Genomic DNA, 23,069 nt, shown 5'->3' with positions numbered 1-23,069 from the left:
TATGTGTTTGATTTGCCAGAGAATTGAGCTCATTAAAGCTGGGGAAAATCCCTACTTTGCGAGAGAACTAGAAACAGGCTATCTTGTGATTGGAGATCACCAGTATTTTGCAGGCTATAGTCTCTTTCTAGCCAAGGAACACGTCACCGAATTGCATCATTTAGAGAAGGAAACTAGAATCCGTTTTCTAGAGGAAATGAGTTTAGTCCAAGAGGCAGTTGCCAAGGCCTTTACTGCCGAGAAAATGAATATCGAACTGCTAGGAAATGGTGATGCCCATCTTCATTGGCATCTGTTTCCTAGACGAAGAGGTGATATGAATGGTCACGGTCTCAAGGGACGTGGTCCAGTCTGGTGGGTTCCCTTTGAAGAAATGACAGCAGAAACCTGCCAAGTAAAACCTGATGAGATTAAACAATTAGTCAAACGTTTATCGCCAGAAGTAGACAACCTATTAGAAATAAAGGAGTAGAAATGAAAAAAAGATACCTTGTCTTGACAGCCTTGCTAGCCTTGAGTCTAGCAGCTTGTTCACAAGAAAAAGCAAAAAATGAAGATGGAGCAGCTAAGACAGAACAAACAGCTAAAGCTGATGGAACAGTCGGAAATAAGACTCAAGAAGCCACCCAGAAAAAAGTAGAAGTGGTTAATAAAGGTGACTACTACAGTATTCAAGGGAAATACGATGAAATTATCGTAGCAAATAAACACTATCCATTATCTAAAGACTACAATCCAGGGGAAAATCCAACAGCCAAGGCTGAGTTGGTCAAACTCATCAAAGCGATGCAAGAGGCAGGCTTCCCAATTAGTGATCAATACAGTGGTTTTAGAAGTTACGAGACTCAGACTAAGCTCTATCAAGATTATGTCAATAAAGATGGAAAGGCTGCAGCAGACCGTTACTCTGCCCGCCCTGGCTATAGCGAGCACCAGACAGGCTTGGCCTTTGATGTGATTGGGACAAATGGTGATTTGGTGACAGAAGAAAAAGCGGCCCAATGGCTCTTGGACCATGCGGCTGATTATGGTTTTGTTGTCCGTTATCTTAAAGGTAAGGAAAAGGAAACAGGCTACATGGCAGAAGAATGGCATCTCCGCTACGTTGGAAAAGAAGCCAAAGAAATTGCTGCAAGTGGTCTCAGTTTGGAAGAGTACTATGGCTTTGAAGGCGGAGATTATGTCGATTAAAAATAAACTTTTCTCTTGCAATTCTAGATAAATAGTGTATAATAGATGAGTATGTGTAAAGCATACTTGTGGGAGGTAAAAATCTTTAATTACCGCCAAAACCACAAAGGAGGATTTAAAAATGGCTAAAAAAGTCGAAAAACTTGTAAAATTGCAAATCCCTGCTGGTAAAGCTACACCAGCTCCACCGGTTGGACCTGCTCTTGGTCAAGCTGGTATCAACATCATGGGATTCACAAAAGAGTTCAACGCTCGTACAGCTGACCAAGCTGGTATGATCATTCCAGTTGTTATCTCAGTTTACGAAGATAAATCATTTACTTTCATCACTAAAACACCACCAGCTGCTGTTCTTTTGAAAAAAGCTGCAGGTGTTGAAAAAGGGTCAGGTACACCTAACAAAACTAAAGTTGCTACAGTTACTCGTGCACAAGTACAAGAAATTGCAGAAACTAAGATGCCAGATTTGAACGCAGCAAACGTAGAGTCTGCAATGCGTATGATCGAAGGTACTGCTCGTTCTATGGGATTCACTGTTGTTGACTAATCAATAACACAGTAGAAAATCTCACAGCAGTCTATTAGTTGCTTTTCATACTAGGCAAGTGACTGAAGCTTGTACTTGGGTACAGCAAGGGAGCTTAACGAAGTAGGAAAAGAAAAATAATAGACTGAAAACCCGCAAGACTTCATCATTTCGAGAAGTGACGTGGGAGATGAAAATCGATTGAACCACTTACAAGGAGAATAGAAAATGGCTAAAAAAAGCAAACAACTTCGTGCTGCTCTTGAGAAAATCGACAGCACAAAAGCATACAGCGTAGAAGAAGCTGTAGCACTTGCAAAAGAAACTAACTTTGCAAAATTTGACGCAACTGTAGAAGTTGCTTACAACTTGAACATCGACGTTAAAAAAGCTGACCAACAAATCCGTGGAGCAATGGTATTGCCAAACGGTACTGGTAAAACTTCACGCGTTCTTGTTTTCGCACGTGGTGCAAAAGCTGAAGAAGCAAAAGCTGCTGGTGCAGACTTTGTTGGTGAAGATGACCTTGTTGCTAAAATCAACGACGGTTGGTTGGACTTCGACGTAGTTATCGCTACACCTGACATGATGGCTCTTGTTGGACGTCTTGGACGTGTCCTTGGACCACGTAACTTGATGCCAAACCCTAAAACTGGTACTGTAACTATGGATGTTGCTAAAGCAGTTGAAGAGTCTAAAGGTGGTAAAATCACTTACCGTGCAGACCGTGCAGGTAACGTTCAAGCTATCATCGGTAAAGTATCATTTGAAGCTGAAAAATTAGTTGAAAACTTCAAAGCTTTCAACGAAACAATACAAAAAGCAAAACCAGCTACAGCTAAAGGAACTTACGTAACAAACTTGACTATCACAACTACTCAAGGTGTTGGTATCAAAGTTGACGTAAACTCACTTTAATCAGTAGTTTATATCAGAGAACGAGTACGAAAGTGCTCGTTTTTTTAGGTACGACGGGCATTCCGTTCATCTGAGGTGTAAGTCCTCTGTGGGTACCATATACTAGTAAACCCAAAAGTGATTCCCAAGCCTGACTATTGTGAGTAGCTAATCGAACGGCATTAGGATAGACTGTTTAAGTCTGACGTTGGAAATAAGAATCGGCAGAGAAAGAGATAGAGAAATCTTGGCTATACGAATAGGCACGTGATAGTAAAGCGTATATAGCGAATAAGGAGGTCAGCAACTCTAAAGTACAAATATGTAGTCGTAACCTATATGCGTAAACTACGTGAGCAATTGAATTCGAACTAGAGAGGTGATTAATAGATTTATGCTATAGTCATGGCAGCTTGTATGCTTTTGATTCTAGTTTATCAAATAATAGATTAGAATTGTCAGACAATATCATTTTATGTTATAATGAAGAAAAAATAGAGGTGTTCAAATGTCAGAAGCAGGTCATAAGTTTTTAGCAAAACTGGGGAAAAAACGCTTACGTCCAGGTGGAAAACGTGCCACAGATTGGTTAATTGCAGAAGGAGGATTTTCAAAAGAAAAGAGAATACTAGAGGTTGCGTGTAATAGGGGAACTACAGCAATTGAGTTGGCACAGCGTTTTGGTTGTAAGATAACTGCTGTTGATATGGATGCTCAAGCTTTAGAAGTGGCTAAAAAATCTGCTGAAACGGCAGGTGTAGGTAATTTGATCAGGTTTGAAAGAGCAAATGCAATGAAACTTCCTTATGAAGATGCTAGTTTTGATATTGTTATAAATGAAGCTATGCTGACTATGCAAGCCGATCAAGCTAAGAAAAAATGTGTAATGGAGTATCTAAGGGTTTTAAAACCTGAAGGTCTTCTCTTGACACATGATGTGCTTCTTAAGGAAGCTAAAGAGTCTGTCAGACAGGAACTGTCACAAGCAATTCATGTAAATGTAGGTCCTTTAACTCGAGATGCTTGGGAAGAGGTGATGATAGAATCAGGTTATCGTGATGTGAAAGTATTGACTGGTGAAATGACATTAATGAAATTATCGGGTATGATTTATGACGAAGGTTGGCTAGGAACATTGAAAATTTGTGTAAATGCTTGTAAAAAGGAGAATAGAAAGCAGTTTTTAACTATGTATAAAATGTTTAATAAGAATAAAAAGAACTTGGGCTTTATTGCTATGGCTAGTCATAAATCGTCAAATCGTTAGATAATCATTGATGTTAACTTTTCCTTTCTTCTTTCTTAAAAAATATGCTATAATAGAGAGTAAAAAACTTTGAAAGAAAGAAAAAGATGAATTTAAAAGATTACATTGCAACAATTGAAAATTATCCGAAGGAAGGTATTACTTTCCGTGATATTAGTCCTTTGATGGCTGATGGGAATGCTTATAGCTACGCTGTTCGTGAAATCGTTCAGTATGCTACTGACAAGAAAATTGACATGATTGTAGGTCCTGAGGCTCGTGGGTTTATCGTGGGCTGTCCAGTTGCATTTGAATTGGGAATTGGTTTTGCACCTGTTCGTAAACCAGGTAAATTGCCACGCGAAGTTATTTCTGCTGACTATGAAAAAGAGTACGGTGTTGATACCTTGACTATGCACGCGGATGCCATCAAGCCAGGTCAACGTGTTCTTATCGTAGATGACCTCTTAGCAACAGGTGGAACTGTTAAGGCAACTATCGAGATGATTGAAAAACTTGGTGGTGTTGTAGCAGGTTGTGCCTTCCTTGTTGAATTGGATGAATTGAATGGCCGTGAAAAAATCGGTGACTACGATTACAAGGTTCTTATGCATTATTAATCAAAAACAGTCCCTAGGGCTGTTTTCTCTACATTAGGATATAAAAATAGACTATAGCTAGTTAGAGAAAAAGTATAATTGAAAACTATATCTTCTTGCAGTATAATAAAAGGACTAAGTGTTTGAGATTTGACTTCAAACACATTCAATTATTTCTAAAAGAGTACAGTTAGGAGAAGGTTATGCCGATTAGAATTGATAAAAAATTGCCAGCTGTTGAGATTTTACGGACAGAGAATATCTTTGTCATGGATGATCAACGTGCGGCCCACCAAGATATCCGTCCCTTGAAAATTTTGATTTTAAACCTAATGCCCAAAAAAGTGGTCACAGAGACCCAGTTGTTACGGCATTTAGCAAATACTCCTTTGCAATTGGACATAGACTTTCTCTATATGGAGAGCCACCGTTCCAAGACGACTCGTGCAGAGCATATGGAGACTTTTTATAAAACTTTTCCTGAAGTCAAGGACGAGTATTTTGATGGGATGATTATCACAGGGGCTCCGATTGAGCATTTACCATTTGAAGAAGTGGACTATTGGGAGGAATTCAGTCAGGTAATCGAGTGGTCCAAGACCCATGTCTATTCGACCCTTCATATCTGTTGGGGAGCTCAGGCTGGTCTTTATCTGCGCTATGGAGTGGAAAAATACCAGATGGACAGTAAGTTATCGGGTATCTATCCTCAGGACACCCTAAAAGAGGGTCACCTTCTCTTTAGAGGTTTTGACGATAGCTATGTATCCCCTCATTCACGGCACACGGAGATTTCTAAGGAAGAGGTCTTAAACAAAACCAATCTCGAGATTTTATCAGAGGGTCCTCAGGTTGGAGTTTCGATTTTGGCCAGTCGTGATTTACGAGAAATTTATAGTTTTGGGCATTTGGAATATGACCGTGATACTTTGGCAAAAGAGTATTTTAGGGACCGTGATGCAGGTTTAGACCCACATATTCCAGAAAATTACTTTAAGGATGATGATGTCAACCAGATACCTTGTCTTTGTTGGTCTTCATCAGCAGCCCTCTTTTTCAGTAACTGGGTGAATTATGCCGTCTATCAGGAAACCCCTTTTGACTGGAGAAAAATAGAAGATGATGCATCTGCTTTTGGGTATTTATAAGAGGAATTATGACATATTTAGACGCTTTTAAATCAGGGAACTTGGTTTTACCGAGTGCCCTTCTCTTGCATTTTAAGGAACTCTTTCCTTCTAGCGACGATTTTCTGGTCTGGCAATTTTTCTATTTGCAAAATACGACAGGTTTGGATGAAATGTCGCCAAGCCAGATTGCTGAAAGGATTGGTAAGGAAATTTCGGATGTCAATCAGGCCATTTCCAATCTGACGGAGAGGGGACTGCTTCAGTATCGAACCATTGAATTAAATGGTGAAATCGAATTGCTTTTTGATGCTAGTTTAGCTTTGGAACGTTTGGATGACTTGCTTGGAGTTGCTCATTCGAATTCAGATCAGTTGACACCTCAAAACCAGCTCAAGAATTTGGTGGAAACCTTCCAGCAGGAATTAGGACGCTTGTTGACACCTTTTGAGATTGAGGATTTGACCAAGACACTAAAGGAAGATGGGACCAGTGCTGACTTGATTAAGGAGGCTCTTCGTGAAGCTGTTTTGAATGGAAAACCAAACTGGAAGTACATTCAGGCGATTTTAAGAAACTGGCGCCATGAAGGCATCAAAAGTGTGGCTCAAGTGGAGGGTAAACGAGCAGAGAGAGAAGCAAGCAATCCTCAGTTGACACAGGTATCTGCAGATTTTAGAAATGCTATGGATCTTTGGAAAGATTAATCCATGTAAGCAGGCTTGAAATCCGAGTAAGATTTGCAAGCTGTGTCTAATTGTGATAAAATAAGTAGAAAATAAATTGAAAAAAGAGGTATGTGAAATGTCACGTAAACCATTTATCGCTGGTAACTGGAAAATGAACAAAAATCCAGAAGAAGCTAAAGCATTCGTTGAAGCAGTTGCATCAAAACTTCCTTCATCAGATCTTGTTGAAGCAGGTATCGCAGCTCCAGCTCTTGATTTGACAACTGTTCTTGCTGCTGCAAAAGGTTCAAATCTTAAAGTTGCTGCTCAAAACTGCTACTTTGAAAATGCAGGTGCTTTCACTGGTGAAACAAGCCCACAAGTTTTGAAAGAAATCGGTACTGACTATGTTGTTATCGGTCACTCAGAACGCCGTGACTACTTCCATGAAACTGACGAAGATATCAACAAAAAAGCAAAAGCAATCTTTGCAAACGGCATGCTTCCAATCATCTGTTGTGGTGAGTCACTTGAAACTTACGAAGCTGGTAAAGCTGCTGAGTTTGTAGGTGCTCAAGTATCTGCTGCATTGGCTGGATTGACTGCTGAACAAGTTGCTGCCTCAGTTATCGCTTATGAGCCAATCTGGGCTATCGGTACTGGTAAATCAGCTTCACAAGACGACGCACAAAAAATGTGTAAAGTTGTTCGTGACGTTGTAGCTGCTGACTTCGGTCAAGAAGTTGCAGACAAAGTTCGTGTTCAATACGGTGGTTCTGTTAAACCTGAAAACGTTGCTTCATACATGGCTTGCCCAGACGTTGACGGTGCCCTTGTTGGTGGTGCGTCACTTGAAGCTGAAAGCTTCTTGGCATTGCTTGACTTTGTAAAATAATCTAAGTTATTCCAGACAGACAGTCAAAAGTACCAGGTGACTTTGACTGCCTGTCTTATTTTTATTTAGAGAGTTCTTGTGAAATAGGAAGTTTTTCCTACAGGAGCTAGTAAGACAAACTTGATCAATCTACTCATACGTTTTTACGATGTTAGAGCAGGTTCTATCTAGAATATTCGCAAATTGTCACGCCAAGAGTATCGCCGTCAGTTTGGGATTGTCTTACAGGATGCTTGGCTTTATGAAGGTACGATCAAAGAAAACCTACGTTTTGGAAATCTTGACGCCAGTGACGAGGAAATAATAGAAGCTGCCAAAGCAGCAAATGTAGACCATTTTATTCGAACTCTTCCTGGTGGTTATAACATGGAGATGAACCAAGACTCCAGCGATATTTCCCTCGGGCAAAAACAACTGTTGACCATCGCGTTTGCTATTCTAGCTAATCCTAAAATTCTCATTTTGGATGAAGCGACTTCCTCGATTGATACCCGTTTGGAACTCTTGATTCAAAAAGCTATGAAACGGTTGATGAAAAGAAGGACCAGCTTTGTCATCGCCCACTGTCTCTAAACCATTCAAGAAGCAAATAAGATTCTCGTTCTTAAGGATGGACAGATTATTGAGCAGGGAAATTACGAAAGCTTACTCTAAGCAAAAGGCTTTTATTATGAACTTTACCAAAGCCAATTTTCAAGTAAATCTGATAAAGTGAGCTAATCAGAACTAACTAAACTTTTCTTAAATTATCAGTCTATTGCAACTTTTCTCATGTGAGTCATTTGGCTTGCTATTGGTTTTCCTTAGTAGTATACTAAGGTAGTAATCATTAATAAGTGGTTACAAATAATAATGAATGAGGTAAAATAAAATGGTAGAATTGAAAAAAGAAGCAGTAAAAGACGTAACATCATTGACAAAAGCAGCGCCAGTAGCATTAGCAAAAACAAAGGAAGTATTGAACCAAGCTGTTGCTGATTTGTATGTAGCCCATGTGGCTTTGCACCAAGTACACTGGTACATGCGTGGTCGTGGTTTCCTTGTATGGCATCCAAAAATGGATGAGTACATGGAAGCTCTTGATGGTCAATTGGATGAAATCAGCGAACGTTTGATTACACTTGGGGGAAGCCCATTCTCTACATTGACAGAATTCCTTCAAAACAGTGAAATCGAAGAAGAAGCTGGTGAATACCGTAATGTTGAAGAAAGCTTGGAGCGTGTCCTTGCTATCTACCGTTACTTGTCAGAACTTTTCCAAAAAGGTTTGGATGTTACTGATGAAGAAGGTGACGATGTAACAAACGGTATCTTCTCAGACGCTAAGACTGAAACCGATAAAACAATCTGGATGCTTGCAGCAGAACTTGGACAAGCACCTGGTTTGTAAGATAAATCTCCCACTTTCTATCATGAGTTTCTGTATCACTACTCATGATAAACTATCTTTTAAAAATCATGTAGCAAACAAAGTTACATGATTTTTTCTTTGCTTCTCCGGCGACTCATTTGTCAAAATGCTGATTTTAGGGTATAATAGTTGCTGTTCGAGAAATTTTGATTTTCAAAGAATAGTGAATGATGATAAGGAGAAACCATGAACAACTTACCAAATTGCCCAAAATGTAACTCAGAGTATGTCTACGAAGACGGTGCCCTACTGGTTTGCCCAGAGTGTGCTTATGAGTGGAATCCTGCTGAAGTTGCAGATGTAGAAGAGGGCCTTGTTGCTATCGATGCCAACGGTAATAAATTGGCTGACGGTGATACTGTAACCCTCATCAAGGACTTGAAAGTAAAAGGTGCGCCAAAAGATTTGAAACAAGGGACGCGCGTGAAGAATATCCGCATCGTAGAAGGCGACCACAATATCGACTGTAAAATCGATGGCTTCGGTGCCATGAAACTCAAATCAGAGTTTGTGAAGAAAATTTAAGCATGTCAAAACACTATAAACTTGTATTTTATAGCCGTATCTTCTTGTTTCTAGCGGCTTTTACGGGAGTTTATCTTGAAATCGCCAAGCATGGTGGATTTGGGATGTTACTCTATTATACGGTTCTGTCCAACCTTTTAGTCGCGATTTTTACGCTCTATCTCCTAAAGGTTATGAGCCGTTTAGGTGAAAACTGGCAAAGACCAAGTCTCTTGCGCTTAAAAGGTGGGGTCACCATGAGTATCATGATTACCTGTGTGATTTACCATTTCCTTTTAGCGCCTATTGCGACTAATTTCTATACTCTAGAAAATTTCCTTTGCCACTATATCGTTCCCCTCTGGTTTTTAGCAGATACCCTCTTTTTTGACAAACAGGGTCAATACAAGATTTGGGACCCAATTGTGTGGACGATTTTACCCTTGCTGTATATGATTTTTGCTCTTTTTAATGGCTTGGTATTGAAACTTGATGTTCCTAATTCTAAGGTCAGTCCCTTCCCGTACTTCTTTTTGAATGTGAACAAGGGTTGGGATGTCGTGTTCAAGTGGTGTCTGATTATCTTTGTTGCTTATATGGTGGCAGGATTTATCTTCTACTTTATTAAGCAAATCAAGAGAAAATCATCCTAAGACACAAGGGATTCATTTTCGAGTTTAAGAAGGAGTCTGTACACTAAAGAGGCTTCTTCTTTTCTTGCTTGTTTGATGACTATCAAAAAAGTAGAAGATTAAGAGAAATATAGAAAGAGATTTCATGAAACAATTTTTAGAACGGGCCAGTATTTTGGCTCTCTCCCTCGTTTTGATTACGTCCTTTTCCATCTCGAGTGCCCTGCCAGCCATGTTTGACTATTATCAAGGTTATCCTAAGGAACAAATTGAGCTCTTGGCGAGCTTGCCTTCCTTTGGAATCATGATTATGTTATTACTAAATGGTTTCTTAGAAAAAATATTTCCTGAGCGCTTACAGATCAGTTTGGGATTGCTGATTTTATCACTAAGTGGAACTGCTCCCTTTTGGTACCAAGCTTATCCTTTTGTCTTTGGAACACGGATTCTTTTTGGTTTAGGTGTTGGGATGATCAATGCCAAGGCCATTTCTATTATCAGTGAACGCTATCAAGGAAAAACGAGAATTCAGATGTTAGGGCTACGCGGTTCTGCAGAGGTCGTTGGGGCTTCTCTCATTACCTTGGCAGTCGGCCAATTGTTGGCCTTTGGTTGGACAGCTACTTTCTTAGCTTATAGTGCTGGATTTTTAGTTCTGATCCTTTATCTGCTCTTTGTACCTTATGGAAAAGAAAAGAAAGAAGTCAAGAAAAAAACGAAGGAAGCAAGTCGCTTAACTCGGGAAATGAAGGGCTTGATTTTTATCTTAGCTATTGAAGCGGCGGTTGTAGTTTGTACCAATACAGCTATTACCATCCGTATTCCAAGTCTGATGGTGGAAAGAGGACTGGGAGATGCCCAGTTATCTAGTTTTGTTCTTAGTGTCATGCAGTTAATCGGGATTGTGGCTGGTGTGAGTTTTTCTTTCCTGATTTCAATATTTAAAGAGAAACTGCTCCTCTGGTCTGGTATTACCTTCGGCTTGGGGCAAATTGTGATTGCCTTATCTCCATCCTTGTGGGTGGTAGTGGCAGGAAGCATTCTTGCTGGTTTTGCCTACAGTGTAGCCTTGACGACGGTCTTTCAACTTGTCTCTGAACGAATTCCAGCTAAACTCCTCAATCAAGCAACTTCATTTGCAGTTTTAGGCTGTAGTTTCGGAGCCTTTACGACTCCATTCGTTCTAGGTGCAATTGGCTTACTAACTCACAATGGGATGTTGGTCTTTGCCATTTTAGGCTCATGGTTGATTGTAACCTCTATCTTTGTCATGTACCTACTTCAAAAGAGAGCTTAGGATTGGTTTCCTAAGTTTTTCTTTTTGTGAATTTTGTACCCAGACAATATTTGTTTTAGAACCTTGTTTACAGATTATTTTCTTGATAAAATAGAAGTTATGACAAGATATAAAGCAACTATTTCCTATGATGGTTACGCCTTTGCTGGTTTTCAGCGCCAGCCTCATGCACGTAGTGTTCAGGAAGAAATTGAAAAAACCTTGACCAAGTTAAATAAAGGGCAAGCCATTACTGTTCACGGTGCTGGTAGGACAGATAGTGGGGTTCATGCCCTGGGACAGGTTATTCATTTTGACCTGCCTTATCAAATGGATGAGGAAAAGCTCCGTTTTGCTCTAGACACTCAGTCCCCTGAAGATATTGATGTGATTTCAATTGAACTTGTGGCGGATGATTTTCATTGCCGTTATGCCAAGCACAGTAAGACTTATGAGTTTATCGTAGACAGGGGCCGTCCCAAAAATCCTATGCGCCGTCACTATGCTACTCACTTTCCCTATCCGCTTGATGTGGAGCGAATGAAGGAGGCTGTTAAGAAATTAGAAGGAACCTATGATTTCACTGGCTTTACAGCATCTGGGACCAGCGTAGAGGACAAGGTTCGTACTATTACAGAAGCTAGTCTTAGGGTTGATGAGACAGGCCAGTTTTTGACCTTTACCTTTTCAGGAAATGGTTTCTTGTATAAGCAGATTCGCAATATGGTGGGGACACTGCTTAAAATCGGCAATAACCGCATGCCAGTAGAGCAGATTGACCTCATCTTGAAGAAAAAGGACAGGCAGCTTGCAGGTCCCACTGCAGCACCAAATGGTTTGTATTTAAAGGAGATTCGTTATGAAGAATAATCGTATTTTAGCACTTTCTGGAAATGATATTTTTAGTGGTGGTGGTTTGTCCGCTGATTTGGCTACCTATACCTTGAACGGCTTGCATGGCTTTGTAGCAGTGACTTGTTTGACAGGCTTGACGGAAAAGGGCTTTGAAGTCTTTCCAACTGACGATACCATTTTTCAACATGAATTAGATAGCTTGCGTGATGTGGAGTTTGGGGGGATTAAGATTGGTCTTCTACCAACTGTCAGCGTAGCTGAGAAGGCCTTGGACTTTATCAAACAACGTCCAGGAGTGTCTGTGGTTCTGGATCCTGTCTTGGTCTGCAAGGAAACGCACGACGTAGCAGTTAGTGAACTCTGCCAAGAGTTGATTCGTTTTTTCCCTCATGTCAGTGTGATTACGCCTAATCTTCCTGAAGCAGAATTACTAGCTGGTCAGGAAATTAAAACCTTGGAAGATATGAAGGCTGCAGCGCAGAAATTGCATGACTTAGGAGCGTCAGCAGTCATTATCAAGGGAGGCAATCGCCTTAGTCAGGACAAGGCTGTAGATGTCTTTTATGATGGACAAAACTTTACAGTCCTAGAAAATCCTGTCATCCAAGGGCAAAATGCTGGTGCAGGTTGTACCTTTGCCTCCAGCATTGCCAGTCATCTAGTCAAAGGTGATGAACTTTTACCGGCAGTAGAAAGCTCTAAGGCTTTCGTTTACCGTGCCATTGCACAAGCAGATCAGTATGGAGTAAGACAATATGAAGCAAACAAAAACAACTAAAATTGCCCTTGTATCCCTATTAACCGCCCTCTCTGTGGTTCTAGGTTATTTCTTAAAAATTCCAACACCTACAGGCATTCTAACTCTTTTAGATGCGGGTGTCTTCTTTACGGCCTTCTACTTTGGTAGTCGTGAAGGGGCTGTAGTAGGAGGACTAGCAGGTTTCTTGATTGACCTCTTATCAGGCTATCCTCAGTGGATGTTCTTTAGCTTGGTTAACCATGGCTTGCAGGGATTTTTCGCAGGATTTAAAGGGAAAACTCAGTGGTTAGGCCTTATCTTAGCAACGATTGCCATGGTAGGGGGCTACGCCTTGGGTTCTACTTTGATGAATGGCTGGGCAGCAGCCCTACCAGAAATCTTACCAAATTTCATGCAAAATATGGTAGGGATGATTGTAGGATTTATCCTTAGTCAAAGTATCAAGAAGATTAAGTAAAGAGGCTGAGTCAAAAGTCTTTCAAATAAGAAAAACGCATAGTATCAGGTGTTGAAAAACCTTGATACTATGCGTTTTATTGTGGGAAGATTTTATACTCTTCTAAAATCTCTTCAAACCACGTCAGCGTCGCCTTACCGTACTCAAGTACAGCTTGCGGCTAGCTTCCTAGTTTGCTCTTTGATTTTCATTGAGTATTAGATGAATATTAATCAAAATAAAGCAAGTCTTTGCTGGTGCTTGTAAAGAGGTCAAAGCCATCCTTGGTAACAACACCGCAGTCTTCAATACGAACACCGACTTTACCAGGGATATAGATACCTGGTTCAACAGAGAAGCACATGCCTTCTTCGATGACCATGTCGTTTCCTTCCATGATAGATGGGAATTCGTGGACATCCATACCGATACCGTGACCAAGACGGTGGTTGAAGTATTCACCGTAACCAGCTTTTTCGATGACCTCACGGGCAGCGCGGTCCACTTCATGGGCAGTCACACCTGGTTTGATAAAGTCAAGAGCAGCTTGTTGGGCTTCAAGAGTCAAGTTGTAAATGTCTTTCTTGAATTGGTCAGGTTTGCCGACTGCGACTGTACGAGTCATATCTGAAGCATAGCCGTTGACTAGAACACCCAGGTCAAAGAGGAGAAGGGCGTTATTTTCAACTTTGTTTGCTGCTGGAATACCGTGTGGATTTGCAGCATTATCACCAGTCAAGACCATGGTATCAAAACTCATTTCATAACCTTCACGCTTCATAGCAAAGTCAATTTGAGCGATGATATCTGTCTCTGTCTTATCAAGAGAAATATTATCAAAACCAACCTTAACAGCCTTGTCCGCATAGAGACCTGCAACCATCATTTTTTGTACTTCATCAGCTGATTTGATGAGGCGCATGCGTTGGATACGAGGAGTGAGGTTGTCAAACTCAGCAGTTTCAAAAACGATTTTTAAACCATGATATTTTGTCAAGATGAGATTGTCAAACTCAACAGCGACACGTTTGAAGTCAAGTTGTGGAAGAGCATGTTTCATTTTTTGCCATGGATTTTCAGAATCCACATAGCCCACAACTGGGAAGGAAACAGTGCTACTTGCACGCTCCACTTCAAGGGCTGGAACAAAGAGAAGAGGTTCCTGATCTGCTAGGACAAAAAGGAACATTTGGCGTTCATGGGGATCACTGTAAAAGCCAGTGAGGTAATTGATTGTGACGGGGTCAGATACGACAGCGACGTCTAGTTTTTCTGATTCAAGATATGTTACGATTTGTTGTAATTTAGACATATGCTACCTTCTTTCTACCCCTCTATTTTGGCAAAAAAAGAGAGAAAATGCAAGGGAGAAGGGTAAAAGAACAGACAAAAAGAACTCCGACAAGATAACAGAGTTCTTTTATATAATTCCCATTTGTTTAAGAAAAGTCAGCCTTGCTTTTGACATCACTGTATTCTTCAGCGATTTCTTGGCTGAGAATGTCCTCATAGGAAGGGAGTTGGATGTCCTGACCATATTTCTTCTTGAGGGCAGTAGTGACTAGGCGATAAGCTAGATTGGCATTACGAGAGAGGATAGGCCCGTGGAAGTAGGAACCAAAGACATTCTTATAATGAACCCCTTCGCCGACTTTTTCTTCGTTATTTCCATTACCATAGACAACCTGTCCCAGCGGTTTTTGGTCATCTGAGAGGAAGGTACGGCCCTGATGATTTTCAAAACCATAGTAGGTTTCATCGAAATCTTCATTGTGAATCTTGATGTCACCGATAAAACGGTTATTGGTCTGGTTGAGGGTGTAGTGGCCCATGACACCTAGACCTTCGATACGTCTCCCTGAAGCTTCAACATAATATTGCCCCAATAGTTGGAAACCACCGCAGATAGCCAGAACTACACCGTTGTTTTGGATGTAGTTGTCAATGCTATCTTTTTTAGCAGGTAGGTCGTCTGCAATAATACTTTGTTCAAAGTCTTGACCGCCACCGAAAAAGGCGATGTCGTAGTGATTTTCATCAAAATCATCATGAAGTGAAACGATGTCAACCGTCACATGGGCTCCCAGTTTTTCAGCCACATACTTGAGCATGAGGATGTTTCCATTGTCCCCGTAGGTATTCATGAGATTTCCGTATAGGTGGGCAATGTTGATCTGATAGGGGTAATTGCCAGCTTTTGAGGAAAGTGAAGTATAAACCATTAGTTCATCTCCTTTCTAACAATCTGACGACTAGCCAGCAGTTCGCGGAATTCCAGCATAGCAGTATAGGTAGCTAGAATATAAGCATGCTTACAGTCTTGGTTCTCAATAATCTTAAGAACTTGTTCCAGACTACTTGTTTCAGTGATTTTCTCATCTGGATAGCCTGTTACTCGTAGACGACGAGCGATTTCAGAATGACGCACACCACCAGCGTTGATTTCAGGGATGTCCATGTCAGTGATTTGTTCAAAATCAGCATCCCAGATCCAGCTGGTATCAATGCCATCTGCATAGTTAGCGTTAAGGAGGACAGAAAGACTAAATGGATAAGGTGCTAGTTTAATCATTTCGATAGCTTGAGTTGCACCGACTGGATTTTTAATCAAAACGAGGGTGCATTCCTTGTCACCGATATGGAAGGTTTCTTGGCGTCCAAAGACAGCACGGCTCTTATCAAATCCTTGCTTGATGAGTTGTGAATCTGCGCCGAGGAAACGGGCGATAGCCACAGCAGCTAGGGCGTTGTAGATATTATAGAGCCCGCCGATTTGAATACCGTATTCTTGTCCGTCAATGACAAAGCGAGAGCGATTGTTGGTTAACTCAACCAAGTCTGTCAAGCGATAGTCTAAATCAGGACGTTTACATCCGCAGTCTTCACAGATATAGGCACCCAAGTTTGAATAGGTATTGTGCTCGTATTTGAGAATGCCTTGACAGTCAGGGCAGAGAATCCCTTCGGTATTATAGTGAGCCAGCTGGGCTGGGCCTTTCTCCAAGTCAAAACCAAAATACTGTACAGGATTTGGAATAGTTGGCTTGTAGAAAAGCGGACTGTCTCCATTAAGGAGAACAGTAGCCGTAGGCACCTTACGAATGGCATCCAAAATCATGTTATAAGTTGTGTAAATCTCACCGTAGCGGTCCATCTGGTCACGGAAGATATTCGTAATGACAAAAAGGCTTGGCTGGATATAGTCACAGATACGAGATAGACTGGCTTCGTCAATTTCTAGTACGGCAATGTTTTTCCCAGTTTTAGAAGATTTGGCTGTTAGGAAGGTTGTTGCAATCCCTGTAATCATGTTGGCACCGCTTGGGTTGGTCAGAACTTGACCATAAACCTCTTTTAAAATGCCGACAGTCAGGGCAGTTGTCAGGGTTTTTCCATTGGTTCCAGTGACCACGACAATCTCGTAGTTCTTAGCAAGGTTTTGTAAAATATCTTTATCAAATTGAAGGGCAAGTTTTCCTGGGAGCGTGCTTCCACGGCCAAGATGGCTTAAAACGAAGTGGGAAGAACGCCCAGCAAGAAGGCCCAAAGTAGTTTTTAATTTCATGTTTCTATTATATCATAAAAGAGGGAAAAGACAGATTTGATACTCAATGAAAATCAAAGAGCAAACTAGGAAGCTAGCTGCAGGTTGCTCAAAGCACCGCTTTGAGGTTGCAGATAAAGCTGACGTGGTTTGAAGAGATTTTCGAAGAGTATGAGATTTCGCAGAAATGAAAACAGCCCTCAGAGGGCTGTTCGATACGATTAAATCTCAACTTAAATCGCAAACAAGTCATTCAAGTTCTCAGCCAAGGTTGGGTGAGTGAAGATTTGTTTTGTGAAGTAAGTGTAAGGAATCTTGTTGTCCATAGCAACAGTGATGATGTTGATGATTTCTTGAGAACCTTCTGAGAAGATGCTTGCTCCAAGAATTTCTTTTGTTTCAGTATTAACAACAGCTTTGAAAGCTCCGCGAAGGTCTCCATTTACGTGACCACGAGGCATTGCTGCAACAGGAATTTCCTTAACGGCGTATGGAAGTTTCAAATCAGCTGCTTGGCTTTCAGTCAAACCAACTTGTGAAAGTGCAGGTGTGATAAACATGGTGTTTGGTACATTGAGACGGTCTTCAAGTGTGTAGCTGCCATCTCCAGCAAGGTAGCTGTATACAACACGGAAGTCATCAAGTGAAATGTAAGTAAATTGAAGGCCACCGTTGACATCTCCAACTGCAAAGACACCAGGAACGTTTGTTTGACAATGTTTGTCTACTTTAATAGCGCCACGTTCAGTTAGTTCAATATCTGTATTTTCAAGTTGAAGTGGTTCTACATTTGGTTTGCGTCCAGTTGCGTAGAGAAGGGCATCGAAACGGTAAGTTTCGTTTTCAGTTACGACAAGCACTTGGTCACCGTCGTTTTTAATTTCAGTAGTACGGATGTTTTGAAGCAATTCAATGCCGTCTTCTTCCATGTATTGTTTAGCAAGAGCAGCGATTGAAGGTTCTGCACGAGGAAGGAAAGTATCCAAGGCATCTAGAACTGTAACCTTGCTTCCAAGTTTGTTGTAAAGACCAGCAAATTCAAGACCGATATTTCCGCCACCAAGGACTCCAAGGTTTTCAGGCAATTTGTCCAAGTTTTGGATACCTGTTGAGTCAAAGACGTTCTTGCTTGTAGCAAGTCCTGGAATTGGCAAGACATTTGAAACAGCACCAGTGTTGATGACGATTGTTTCAGCGGTCAGTTCTTTCTTTTCATCACCAGCTTGGATTTCGATGACTTTATTTGAAAGGAAGTGAGCTTCCGCATCAAAGATGTCCACGCCTGTACCAGCAACAGTAGCATAGTTTTTACCGTTGAGGCGACCAGTGATAGTGTTTTTGGTAGCAATGACTTCTTCAAAAGACAAGTCTTTCTCAGCAGCAACCAGCAAAGTTTTAGTTGGGATACAACCAATGTTGATACAAGTTCCACCGTACATAGCCTTGCTACGTTCAACGAGGGCAACTTTTTTGCCAGCTGAAGCCAATTTACCTGCTAGTGTTTTACCAGCTTTACCAAATCCGATAACGATTAAATCATAAGTTAACATTTAGAGTTCCTCCTATTCGCATTTCATTCTAGCACAAGAAAAAAACTTTTGCACAATTCTGCTACGCTTTAAAAAAGTTTATGAAATGGTTGATATTTTAGTCTCATTTTCTTAGAAAAATCGTTTACATGACTTTATCGACGGATTTAACTATCTTTTGCTTCTCTCTTGTGTTATACTAGATAGGTTGCAAAGAAAACAGTACTTTTCTTTTGTGGAAAAGAAGCAACACGATTTTATATCCAGTATATGAAAATACGTCATAAAAAGAAAAGTATAAACTAAGTCCTATAGGGTGGCTTCGCACCACCTTTAGAAAGAAGAATAACGTGAAATTTAATGAATTAAACTTGTCTGCTGATTTGCTAGCAGAGATTGAAAAAGCTGGTTTTGTAGAAGCCAGCCCTATCCAAGAACAAACTATTCCCTTGGCTCTAGAAGGCAAGGACGTTATCGGTCAAGCTCAGACTGGTACAGGAAAAACTGCAGCCTTTGGCTTGCCAACCCTTGAAAAAATCCGTACAGAAGAAGCGACCATCCAAGCCTTGGTGATTGCTCCAACTCGTGAACTAGCTGTCCAAAGTCAAGAGGAACTCTTCCGCTTTGGTCGTAGTAAGGGAGTCAAGGTTCGCTCAGTATATGGCGGATCAAGTATTGAAAAACAAATTAAGGCTCTTAAATCTGGTGCCCATATCGTGGTGGGAACTCCAGGTCGCCTTTTGGACTTGATTAAACGCAAGGCCTTGAAATTACAAGATATTGAAACTCTTATCCTTGACGAAGCGGATGAAATGCTCAACATGGGCTTCCTTGAAGACATTGAAGCTATCATCTCCCGTGTCCCTGAAAGCCGTCAAACCTTACTTTTCTCAGCAACTATGCCAGATGCCATCAAACGTATCGGTGTTCAGTTTATGAAAGAACCTGAGCATGTCAAGATTGCGGCTAAGGAATTGACAACAGAATTGGTTGATCAATACTATATCCGTGTTAAAGAACAAGAAAAATTTGATACCATGACTCGTCTCATGGATGTGGAACAGCCAGAACTTGCTATCGTATTTGGTCGTACCAAACGTCGTGTAGATGAATTGACTCGTGGTCTGAAAATCCGAGGCTTCCGTGCAGAAGGAATTCATGGTGATTTGGACCAAAACAAACGTCTTCGTGTCCTTCGTGACTTTAAAAATGGCAATCTTGATGTTTTGGTTGCGACAGACGTTGCAGCGCGTGGGTTGGATATTTCAGGTGTGACCCATGTCTATAACTACGATATTCCACAAGATCCTGAAAGTTATGTTCACCGTATCGGTCGTACAGGTCGTGCTGGTAAGTCAGGTCAGTCTATTACTTTCGTATCACCAAATGAAATGGGCTACCTCCAAATCATTGAGAACTTGACTAAGAAACGCATGAAAGGACTCAAACCTGCAAGTGCAGAAGAAGCCTTCCAAGCAAAAAAACACGTAGCTCTCAAGAAAATCGAACGTGATTTTGCAGATGAGACTATCCGTGCCAACTTTGAGAAATTTGGTAAGGATGCTCGTAAGCTAGCTGCCGAATTTACTCCAGAAGAATTGGCAATGTATATCTTGAGTCTGACTGTTCAAGATCCAGATAGTCTTCCTGAAGTGGAGATTGCACGTGAAAAACCACTGCCATTTAAACCATCAGGTAATGGATTCGGTGGTAAAGGTAAGGGAGGTCGTCGTGGAGATGACCGTCGTGATAATCGCCGTGGAGACAACCGTCGTGGTGGTCGTCGTGATGATTTCAAAAAAGGAAGTCGTGGCAACGATCGTTTTGATAAGGAAAAACGTTACCGTAAAGATAATAAAAAACTACGCAATACTTCAAGCGAAAAGCAAACAGGCTTTGTTATTCGTAACAAGGGCGATAAATAAGAAAAAGCGGTTCAAAATGAAGGCTCTTTGTCAACTGTAGTGGGTTGAAGAAAAGCTAAGATCGAGAAAGGACACATTTCGTCCTTTCTTTTTTGATATTGAGAGCGATAAAAATCCGTTTTTTGAAGTTTTCAAAGTTCCGAAAACCAAAGGCATTTCGCTTGATAAGTTTGATGAGATTATTGGTCGCTTCCAATTTGGCGTTGGAATAGGGTAGTTGAAGGGCGTTGACAATCTTTTCTTTATCCTTGAGGAAGGTTTTAAAGACAGTCTGAAAAAGAGGATGAACCTGCTTTAGATTGTCCTCAATAAGTCCGAAGAATTTGTCTGGCTCCTTGTTCTGAAAGTGAAAAAGTAAGAGCTGATAGAGATTGTAGTGGTGTCTCAAGTCTTCTGAATAGCTCAAAAGCTTGTCTAGAATTTCTTTATTTGTTAAGTGCATGCGAAAAGTAGGGCGATAAAAACGTTTATCACTGAGTTTACGACTATCCTGCTGTATGAGCTTCCAGTAGCGCTTGATGGCTTTGTATTCATGGGATTTTCGCTCAAATTGATTCATGATTTGGACACGAACACGACTCATAGCACGGCTTAAGTGTTGTACAATGTGAAATCGATCTAGAACGATTTTAGCACATGGAAAAAGCTGTTTAGCCAAGGCATAATAAGGACTAAACATATCCATCGTAATGATTTTCACCTGACAACGAACAGCTCGCTCGTAGCGCAGAAAGTGATTTCGTATGATAGCCTGTGTTCTGCCTTCAAGAACAGTGATGATGTTAAGATTATCAAAATCTTGTGCAATGAAACTCATCTTTCCCTTGGTAAAGGCATACTCGTCCCAAGACATAATCTCTGGAAGACGAGAAAAATCATGCTTAAAACGGAAGTCATTAAGCTTGCGAATGACAGTTGAAGTTGAAATAGCCAGTTGATGAGCGATATCGGTCATAGAAGTTTTTTCAATCAATTTTTGCGCAATTTTTTGGTTGATAATACGAGGAATTTGGTGATTTTTCTCGACGAGAGAGGTCTGTGAGACCATCATTTTAGAGCAATGATAGCACTTGAAACGACGCTTTTTAAGGAGGATTCTGGTAGGCATACCAGTTGTTTCAAGGTAAGGAATTTTCGATGGTTTTTGGAAGTCATATTTCTTCATTTGACTTCCACATTCAGGACAAGATGGGGCCTCATAATCCAGTTTAGCGATGATTTCCTTGTGGGTATCTCTATTAACAACATCCATAATTTGGACATTAGGGTCTTTGATATCGAGTAGTTTTGTGATAAAATGTAATGGTTCCATATGATTCTTTCTAATGAGTTGTTTCGTCGCTTTTCATTATAGGTCATATGGGACTTTTTTTCTACACAAAAATAGGCTCCATAATATCTATAGGGGATTTACCCACTACAAATATTATAGAGCCAAAATGAATCGCTTTTTTATATAAGGAGACCGAATGGAAAAGAAAGATAAATAGATATATTATCTTCTTGTAATATTATAATACACAAAAATAGGGAGCTTGTCAATAGAAAAGAAGCAATTTAATTAAAAATATTCTTGTTTTTTCAAATTGCAATTAAATAAGCAATTTTCAGATAATAATTGAAAATTCAAGCTGTTTATGTTATAATGATAGCGATTAAATTCGAGGTGAAAAATGGCACATTTATTAGAAAAAACTAGAAAAATTACTTCTATTCTGAAGCGTTCGGAGGAGCAGTTACAGGAAGAACTTCCCTACAATGCAATTACCCGTCAATTGGCAGATATTATTGACTGTAACGCCTGTATCGTTAATAGCAAGGGACGTCTCCTTGGCTATTTTATGCGTTACAAAACCAATACAGATCGTGTAGAGCAATTCTTCCAAACTAAGATTTTCCCGGATGACTACATTCAAGGCGCGAACATGATCTACGATACAGAAGCCAATCTGACAGTTGATCATGATTTGAGTATTTTCCCTGTGGAAAGTCGTGCCGACTTTCCAGATGGTTTGACGACTATTGCACCGATTCATGTGTCAGGGATTCGCTTAGGGTCTTTGATTATTTGGCGCAATGATAAGAAATTCGAAGATGAGGACTTGATTCTTGTTGAGATTGCGAGTACCGTTGTTGGGATTCAGCTTCTTAACTTCCAACGTGAAGAAGATGAGAAAAATATCCGCCGTCGTACTGCTGTTACAATGGCCGTCAATACCCTTTCTTACTCAGAACTCCGTGCTGTTTCAGCAATTTTAGGGGAATTAAACGGAAACGAAGGTCAGTTGACCGCGTCAGTGATTGCAGACCGTATTGGAATTACTCGCTCTGTGATTGTAAATGCCCTTCGTAAACTTGAGTCTGCTGGGATTATTGAAAGTCGCTCACTTGGAATGAAGGGAACCTACCTTAAGGTCTTGATTTCAGATATTTTTGAAGAAGTGAAGAAAAGAGATTACTAATGACTAAGGCTTTAATTTCGATTGATTATACAGAAGATTTTGTGGCTGATAGTGGAAAATTGACAGCAGGTGCTCCAGCTCAGGCGATTTCGGATGCCATCAGCAAGGTAACTCGATTAGCTTTTGAACGAGGAGATTACATCTTTTTTACAATAGATGCTCATGAAGAAAACGATTGTTTCCATCCAGAAAGTAAATTATTTCCTCCTCATAATTTGATTGGGACTAGTGGGCGTAATTTATACGGAGATTTGGGAACCTTTTATCAAGAGCATGGTTCAGACAGTCGTGTCTTTTGGATGGATAAACGCCATTACTCAGCATTTTCAGGGACTGACCTGGATATCCGTTTGAGAGAGCGTCGAATTTCTACAGTTATTTTAACCGGAGTCTTGACGGATATCTGTGTCCTGCATACAGCTATAGATGCCTATAATCTAGGATATGACATTGAGATTGTTAAACCAGCTGTTGCATCTATCTGGCCTGAAAATCATCAATTTGCCCTAGGTCATTTCAAAAATACACTCGGAGCTAAGTTAGTAGATGAAAATCTAAATGAAATTTCAGAGTAATTTGGTTGATG

24 protein-coding genes and 1 pseudogene are annotated in these 23,069 nt (G+C 40.6%); 20 read left to right on the top strand and 5 right to left on the bottom strand.

The genetic code is table 11. From position 1 onward, the window contains the following. Position 1: 1 nt before the first annotated feature. The 17 genes and pseudogenes from KB197_RS08030 (at position 2) to KB197_RS07950 (ending at position 13,044) form a co-directional block, all read left to right on the top strand. On the top strand, positions 2–472 hold the full coding sequence (locus KB197_RS08030) for an HIT family protein (protein ID WP_064276328.1): 471 nt from the start codon (positions 2–4) through the stop codon (positions 470–472). A 2-nt stretch (positions 473–474) separates the two neighbouring features. Further along, positions 475–1,191, top strand: a complete 717-nt coding sequence (gene ldcB / locus KB197_RS08025) for an LD-carboxypeptidase LdcB/DacB (protein ID WP_212573925.1) — start codon at positions 475–477, stop codon at positions 1,189–1,191. Between the two features lie 121 nt (positions 1,192–1,312). Next, positions 1,313–1,738, top strand: coding sequence for a 50S ribosomal protein L11 (rplK, locus tag KB197_RS08020; RefSeq protein WP_001085807.1), 426 nt, complete (start codon positions 1,313–1,315; stop codon positions 1,736–1,738). A 207-nt stretch (positions 1,739–1,945) separates the two neighbouring features. After that, positions 1,946–2,635, top strand: a complete 690-nt coding sequence (rplA, locus tag KB197_RS08015) for a 50S ribosomal protein L1 (RefSeq protein ID WP_001085675.1) — start codon at positions 1,946–1,948, stop codon at positions 2,633–2,635. A 487-nt stretch (positions 2,636–3,122) separates the two neighbouring features. Then, positions 3,123–3,881 (top strand): class I SAM-dependent methyltransferase, encoded by a 759-nt coding sequence (locus tag KB197_RS08010; protein ID WP_064276330.1) that lies wholly within the window; start codon positions 3,123–3,125, stop codon positions 3,879–3,881. Positions 3,882–3,967: 86 nt separating this feature from the next. Continuing rightward, positions 3,968–4,480 carry an adenine phosphoribosyltransferase gene (locus KB197_RS08005; RefSeq protein ID WP_001049318.1) on the top strand — a complete coding sequence of 171 codons (513 nt, stop codon included), beginning with the start codon at positions 3,968–3,970 and terminating at the stop codon, positions 4,478–4,480. Positions 4,481–4,662: 182 nt separating this feature from the next. Continuing rightward, positions 4,663–5,607: a homoserine O-acetyltransferase MetA gene (gene metA / locus KB197_RS08000; RefSeq protein ID WP_064276331.1), complete on the top strand. Its 945-nt coding sequence runs from the start codon at positions 4,663–4,665 to the stop codon at positions 5,605–5,607. A gap of 8 nt (positions 5,608–5,615) precedes the next feature. Continuing rightward, on the top strand, positions 5,616–6,293 hold the full coding sequence (locus tag KB197_RS07995; RefSeq protein ID WP_064276332.1) for a DnaD domain-containing protein: 678 nt from the start codon (positions 5,616–5,618) through the stop codon (positions 6,291–6,293). Positions 6,294–6,390: 97 nt separating this feature from the next. Further along, complete coding sequence (gene tpiA, locus KB197_RS07990) at positions 6,391–7,149, top strand: triose-phosphate isomerase (protein ID WP_000087893.1); 759 nt, start codon at positions 6,391–6,393, stop codon at positions 7,147–7,149. Between the two features lie 90 nt (positions 7,150–7,239). Beyond that, positions 7,240–7,803: pseudogene (locus tag KB197_RS07985) on the top strand (ATP-binding cassette domain-containing protein); the annotation flags it as partial. Positions 7,804–8,020: 217 nt separating this feature from the next. Then, positions 8,021–8,539, top strand: coding sequence for a Dps family protein (locus KB197_RS07980; protein WP_004237560.1), 519 nt, complete (start codon positions 8,021–8,023; stop codon positions 8,537–8,539). A 207-nt stretch (positions 8,540–8,746) separates the two neighbouring features. Beyond that, positions 8,747–9,085 (top strand): zinc ribbon domain-containing protein YjdM, encoded by a 339-nt coding sequence (locus KB197_RS07975; protein ID WP_001061596.1) that lies wholly within the window; start codon positions 8,747–8,749, stop codon positions 9,083–9,085. A 2-nt stretch (positions 9,086–9,087) separates the two neighbouring features. Next, positions 9,088–9,717 carry a Pr6Pr family membrane protein gene (locus tag KB197_RS07970; protein WP_000033942.1) on the top strand — a complete coding sequence of 210 codons (630 nt, stop codon included), beginning with the start codon at positions 9,088–9,090 and terminating at the stop codon, positions 9,715–9,717. Between the two features lie 124 nt (positions 9,718–9,841). Beyond that, complete coding sequence (locus KB197_RS07965; protein ID WP_023946242.1) at positions 9,842–10,993, top strand: MFS transporter; 1,152 nt, start codon at positions 9,842–9,844, stop codon at positions 10,991–10,993. A gap of 99 nt (positions 10,994–11,092) precedes the next feature. Beyond that, positions 11,093–11,842, top strand: a complete 750-nt coding sequence (gene truA, locus KB197_RS07960) for a tRNA pseudouridine(38-40) synthase TruA (RefSeq protein WP_064276335.1) — start codon at positions 11,093–11,095, stop codon at positions 11,840–11,842. Beyond that, entirely contained in the window at positions 11,832–12,605 is a 774-nt protein-coding gene (locus KB197_RS07955) for a bifunctional hydroxymethylpyrimidine kinase/phosphomethylpyrimidine kinase (RefSeq protein ID WP_212573924.1), read from the top strand. The genes truA and KB197_RS07955 overlap by 11 nt, the downstream gene beginning before the upstream one ends. After that, positions 12,583–13,044, top strand: a complete 462-nt coding sequence (locus KB197_RS07950; RefSeq protein WP_000814989.1) for an ECF transporter S component — start codon at positions 12,583–12,585, stop codon at positions 13,042–13,044. The genes KB197_RS07955 and KB197_RS07950 overlap by 23 nt, the downstream gene beginning before the upstream one ends. Before the next feature lie 208 nt (positions 13,045–13,252). On the opposite strand, the gene KB197_RS07945 is transcribed toward KB197_RS07950, so the two are convergent. The 4 genes from KB197_RS07945 to KB197_RS07930 all read right to left on the bottom strand — a co-directional run bounded on the left by KB197_RS07945 (position 13,253) and on the right by KB197_RS07930 (position 18,117). Beyond that, positions 13,253–14,335 carry a M24 family metallopeptidase gene (locus KB197_RS07945; protein WP_212573923.1) on the bottom strand — a complete coding sequence of 361 codons (1,083 nt, stop codon included), beginning with the start codon at positions 14,333–14,335 and terminating at the stop codon, positions 13,253–13,255. Positions 14,336–14,462: 127 nt separating this feature from the next. Beyond that, the gene (gene gatD, locus KB197_RS07940) at positions 14,463–15,245 is read right to left on the bottom strand and encodes a lipid II isoglutaminyl synthase subunit GatD (RefSeq protein ID WP_212573922.1); all 783 of its coding nucleotides are present in this window, start codon (positions 15,243–15,245) and stop codon (positions 14,463–14,465) included. Continuing rightward, positions 15,245–16,588 (bottom strand): lipid II isoglutaminyl synthase subunit MurT, encoded by a 1,344-nt coding sequence (murT, locus tag KB197_RS07935; RefSeq protein WP_212573921.1) that lies wholly within the window; start codon positions 16,586–16,588, stop codon positions 15,245–15,247. Before murT ends, gatD begins: the two co-directional genes overlap by 1 nt. 212 nt (positions 16,589–16,800) lie before the next feature. Next, on the bottom strand, positions 16,801–18,117 hold the full coding sequence (locus tag KB197_RS07930; RefSeq protein WP_000958933.1) for an FAD-containing oxidoreductase: 1,317 nt from the start codon (positions 18,115–18,117) through the stop codon (positions 16,801–16,803). 329 nt (positions 18,118–18,446) lie between these two features. Here KB197_RS07930 and KB197_RS07925 point away from each other — a divergent pair, with 329 nt between their 5' ends. Beyond that, positions 18,447–20,021 (top strand): DEAD/DEAH box helicase, encoded by a 1,575-nt coding sequence (locus KB197_RS07925; protein WP_064276341.1) that lies wholly within the window; start codon positions 18,447–18,449, stop codon positions 20,019–20,021. 55 nt (positions 20,022–20,076) lie between these two features. On the opposite strand, the gene KB197_RS07920 is transcribed toward KB197_RS07925, so the two are convergent. After that, the gene (locus KB197_RS07920) at positions 20,077–21,333 is read right to left on the bottom strand and encodes an ISL3 family transposase (RefSeq protein WP_212574075.1); all 1,257 of its coding nucleotides are present in this window, start codon (positions 21,331–21,333) and stop codon (positions 20,077–20,079) included. A gap of 361 nt (positions 21,334–21,694) precedes the next feature. Here KB197_RS07920 and codY point away from each other — a divergent pair, with 361 nt between their 5' ends. After that, positions 21,695–22,483 (top strand): GTP-sensing pleiotropic transcriptional regulator CodY, encoded by a 789-nt coding sequence (gene codY / locus KB197_RS07915; protein ID WP_000940738.1) that lies wholly within the window; start codon positions 21,695–21,697, stop codon positions 22,481–22,483. Continuing rightward, positions 22,483–23,058, top strand: a complete 576-nt coding sequence (locus tag KB197_RS07910) for a cysteine hydrolase family protein (protein WP_042750413.1) — start codon at positions 22,483–22,485, stop codon at positions 23,056–23,058. The genes codY and KB197_RS07910 overlap by 1 nt, the downstream gene beginning before the upstream one ends. The last annotated feature ends 11 nt before the right edge of the window (positions 23,059–23,069 follow it).

Source organism: Streptococcus sp. 11-4097 (assembly GCF_018215285.2).
GTDB lineage: Bacteria > Bacillota > Bacilli > Lactobacillales > Streptococcaceae > Streptococcus.
This window is presented reverse-complemented; position numbering and strand designations above follow the sequence as displayed.

What these genes read in the sequence shown, in the direction of transcription:
- KB197_RS08030 (WP_064276328.1), top strand. Translation starts at nt 2, where the DNA reads ATGTGTTTGATTTGCCAGAGAATTGAGCTCATTAAAGCTGGGGAAAAT.
- ldcB (WP_212573925.1), top strand. Translation starts at nt 475, where the DNA reads ATGAAAAAAAGATACCTTGTCTTGACAGCCTTGCTAGCCTTGAGTCTA.
- rplK (WP_001085807.1), top strand. Translation starts at nt 1,313, where the DNA reads ATGGCTAAAAAAGTCGAAAAACTTGTAAAATTGCAAATCCCTGCTGGT.
- rplA (WP_001085675.1), top strand. Translation starts at nt 1,946, where the DNA reads ATGGCTAAAAAAAGCAAACAACTTCGTGCTGCTCTTGAGAAAATCGAC.
- KB197_RS08010 (WP_064276330.1), top strand. Translation starts at nt 3,123, where the DNA reads ATGTCAGAAGCAGGTCATAAGTTTTTAGCAAAACTGGGGAAAAAACGC.
- KB197_RS08005 (WP_001049318.1), top strand. Translation starts at nt 3,968, where the DNA reads ATGAATTTAAAAGATTACATTGCAACAATTGAAAATTATCCGAAGGAA.
- metA (WP_064276331.1), top strand. Translation starts at nt 4,663, where the DNA reads ATGCCGATTAGAATTGATAAAAAATTGCCAGCTGTTGAGATTTTACGG.
- KB197_RS07995 (WP_064276332.1), top strand. Translation starts at nt 5,616, where the DNA reads ATGACATATTTAGACGCTTTTAAATCAGGGAACTTGGTTTTACCGAGT.
- tpiA (WP_000087893.1), top strand. Translation starts at nt 6,391, where the DNA reads ATGTCACGTAAACCATTTATCGCTGGTAACTGGAAAATGAACAAAAAT.
- KB197_RS07980 (WP_004237560.1), top strand. Translation starts at nt 8,021, where the DNA reads ATGGTAGAATTGAAAAAAGAAGCAGTAAAAGACGTAACATCATTGACA.
- KB197_RS07975 (WP_001061596.1), top strand. Translation starts at nt 8,747, where the DNA reads ATGAACAACTTACCAAATTGCCCAAAATGTAACTCAGAGTATGTCTAC.
- KB197_RS07970 (WP_000033942.1), top strand. Translation starts at nt 9,088, where the DNA reads ATGTCAAAACACTATAAACTTGTATTTTATAGCCGTATCTTCTTGTTT.
- KB197_RS07965 (WP_023946242.1), top strand. Translation starts at nt 9,842, where the DNA reads ATGAAACAATTTTTAGAACGGGCCAGTATTTTGGCTCTCTCCCTCGTT.
- truA (WP_064276335.1), top strand. Translation starts at nt 11,093, where the DNA reads ATGACAAGATATAAAGCAACTATTTCCTATGATGGTTACGCCTTTGCT.
- KB197_RS07955 (WP_212573924.1), top strand. Translation starts at nt 11,832, where the DNA reads ATGAAGAATAATCGTATTTTAGCACTTTCTGGAAATGATATTTTTAGT.
- KB197_RS07950 (WP_000814989.1), top strand. Translation starts at nt 12,583, where the DNA reads ATGAAGCAAACAAAAACAACTAAAATTGCCCTTGTATCCCTATTAACC.
- KB197_RS07945 (WP_212573923.1), bottom strand. Translation starts at nt 14,335, where the DNA reads ATGTCTAAATTACAACAAATCGTAACATATCTTGAATCAGAAAAACTA.
- gatD (WP_212573922.1), bottom strand. Translation starts at nt 15,245, where the DNA reads ATGGTTTATACTTCACTTTCCTCAAAAGCTGGCAATTACCCCTATCAG.
- murT (WP_212573921.1), bottom strand. Translation starts at nt 16,588, where the DNA reads ATGAAATTAAAAACTACTTTGGGCCTTCTTGCTGGGCGTTCTTCCCAC.
- KB197_RS07930 (WP_000958933.1), bottom strand. Translation starts at nt 18,117, where the DNA reads ATGTTAACTTATGATTTAATCGTTATCGGATTTGGTAAAGCTGGTAAA.
- KB197_RS07920 (WP_212574075.1), bottom strand. Translation starts at nt 21,333, where the DNA reads ATGGAACCATTACATTTTATCACAAAACTACTCGATATCAAAGACCCT.
- codY (WP_000940738.1), top strand. Translation starts at nt 21,695, where the DNA reads ATGGCACATTTATTAGAAAAAACTAGAAAAATTACTTCTATTCTGAAG.
- KB197_RS07910 (WP_042750413.1), top strand. Translation starts at nt 22,483, where the DNA reads ATGACTAAGGCTTTAATTTCGATTGATTATACAGAAGATTTTGTGGCT.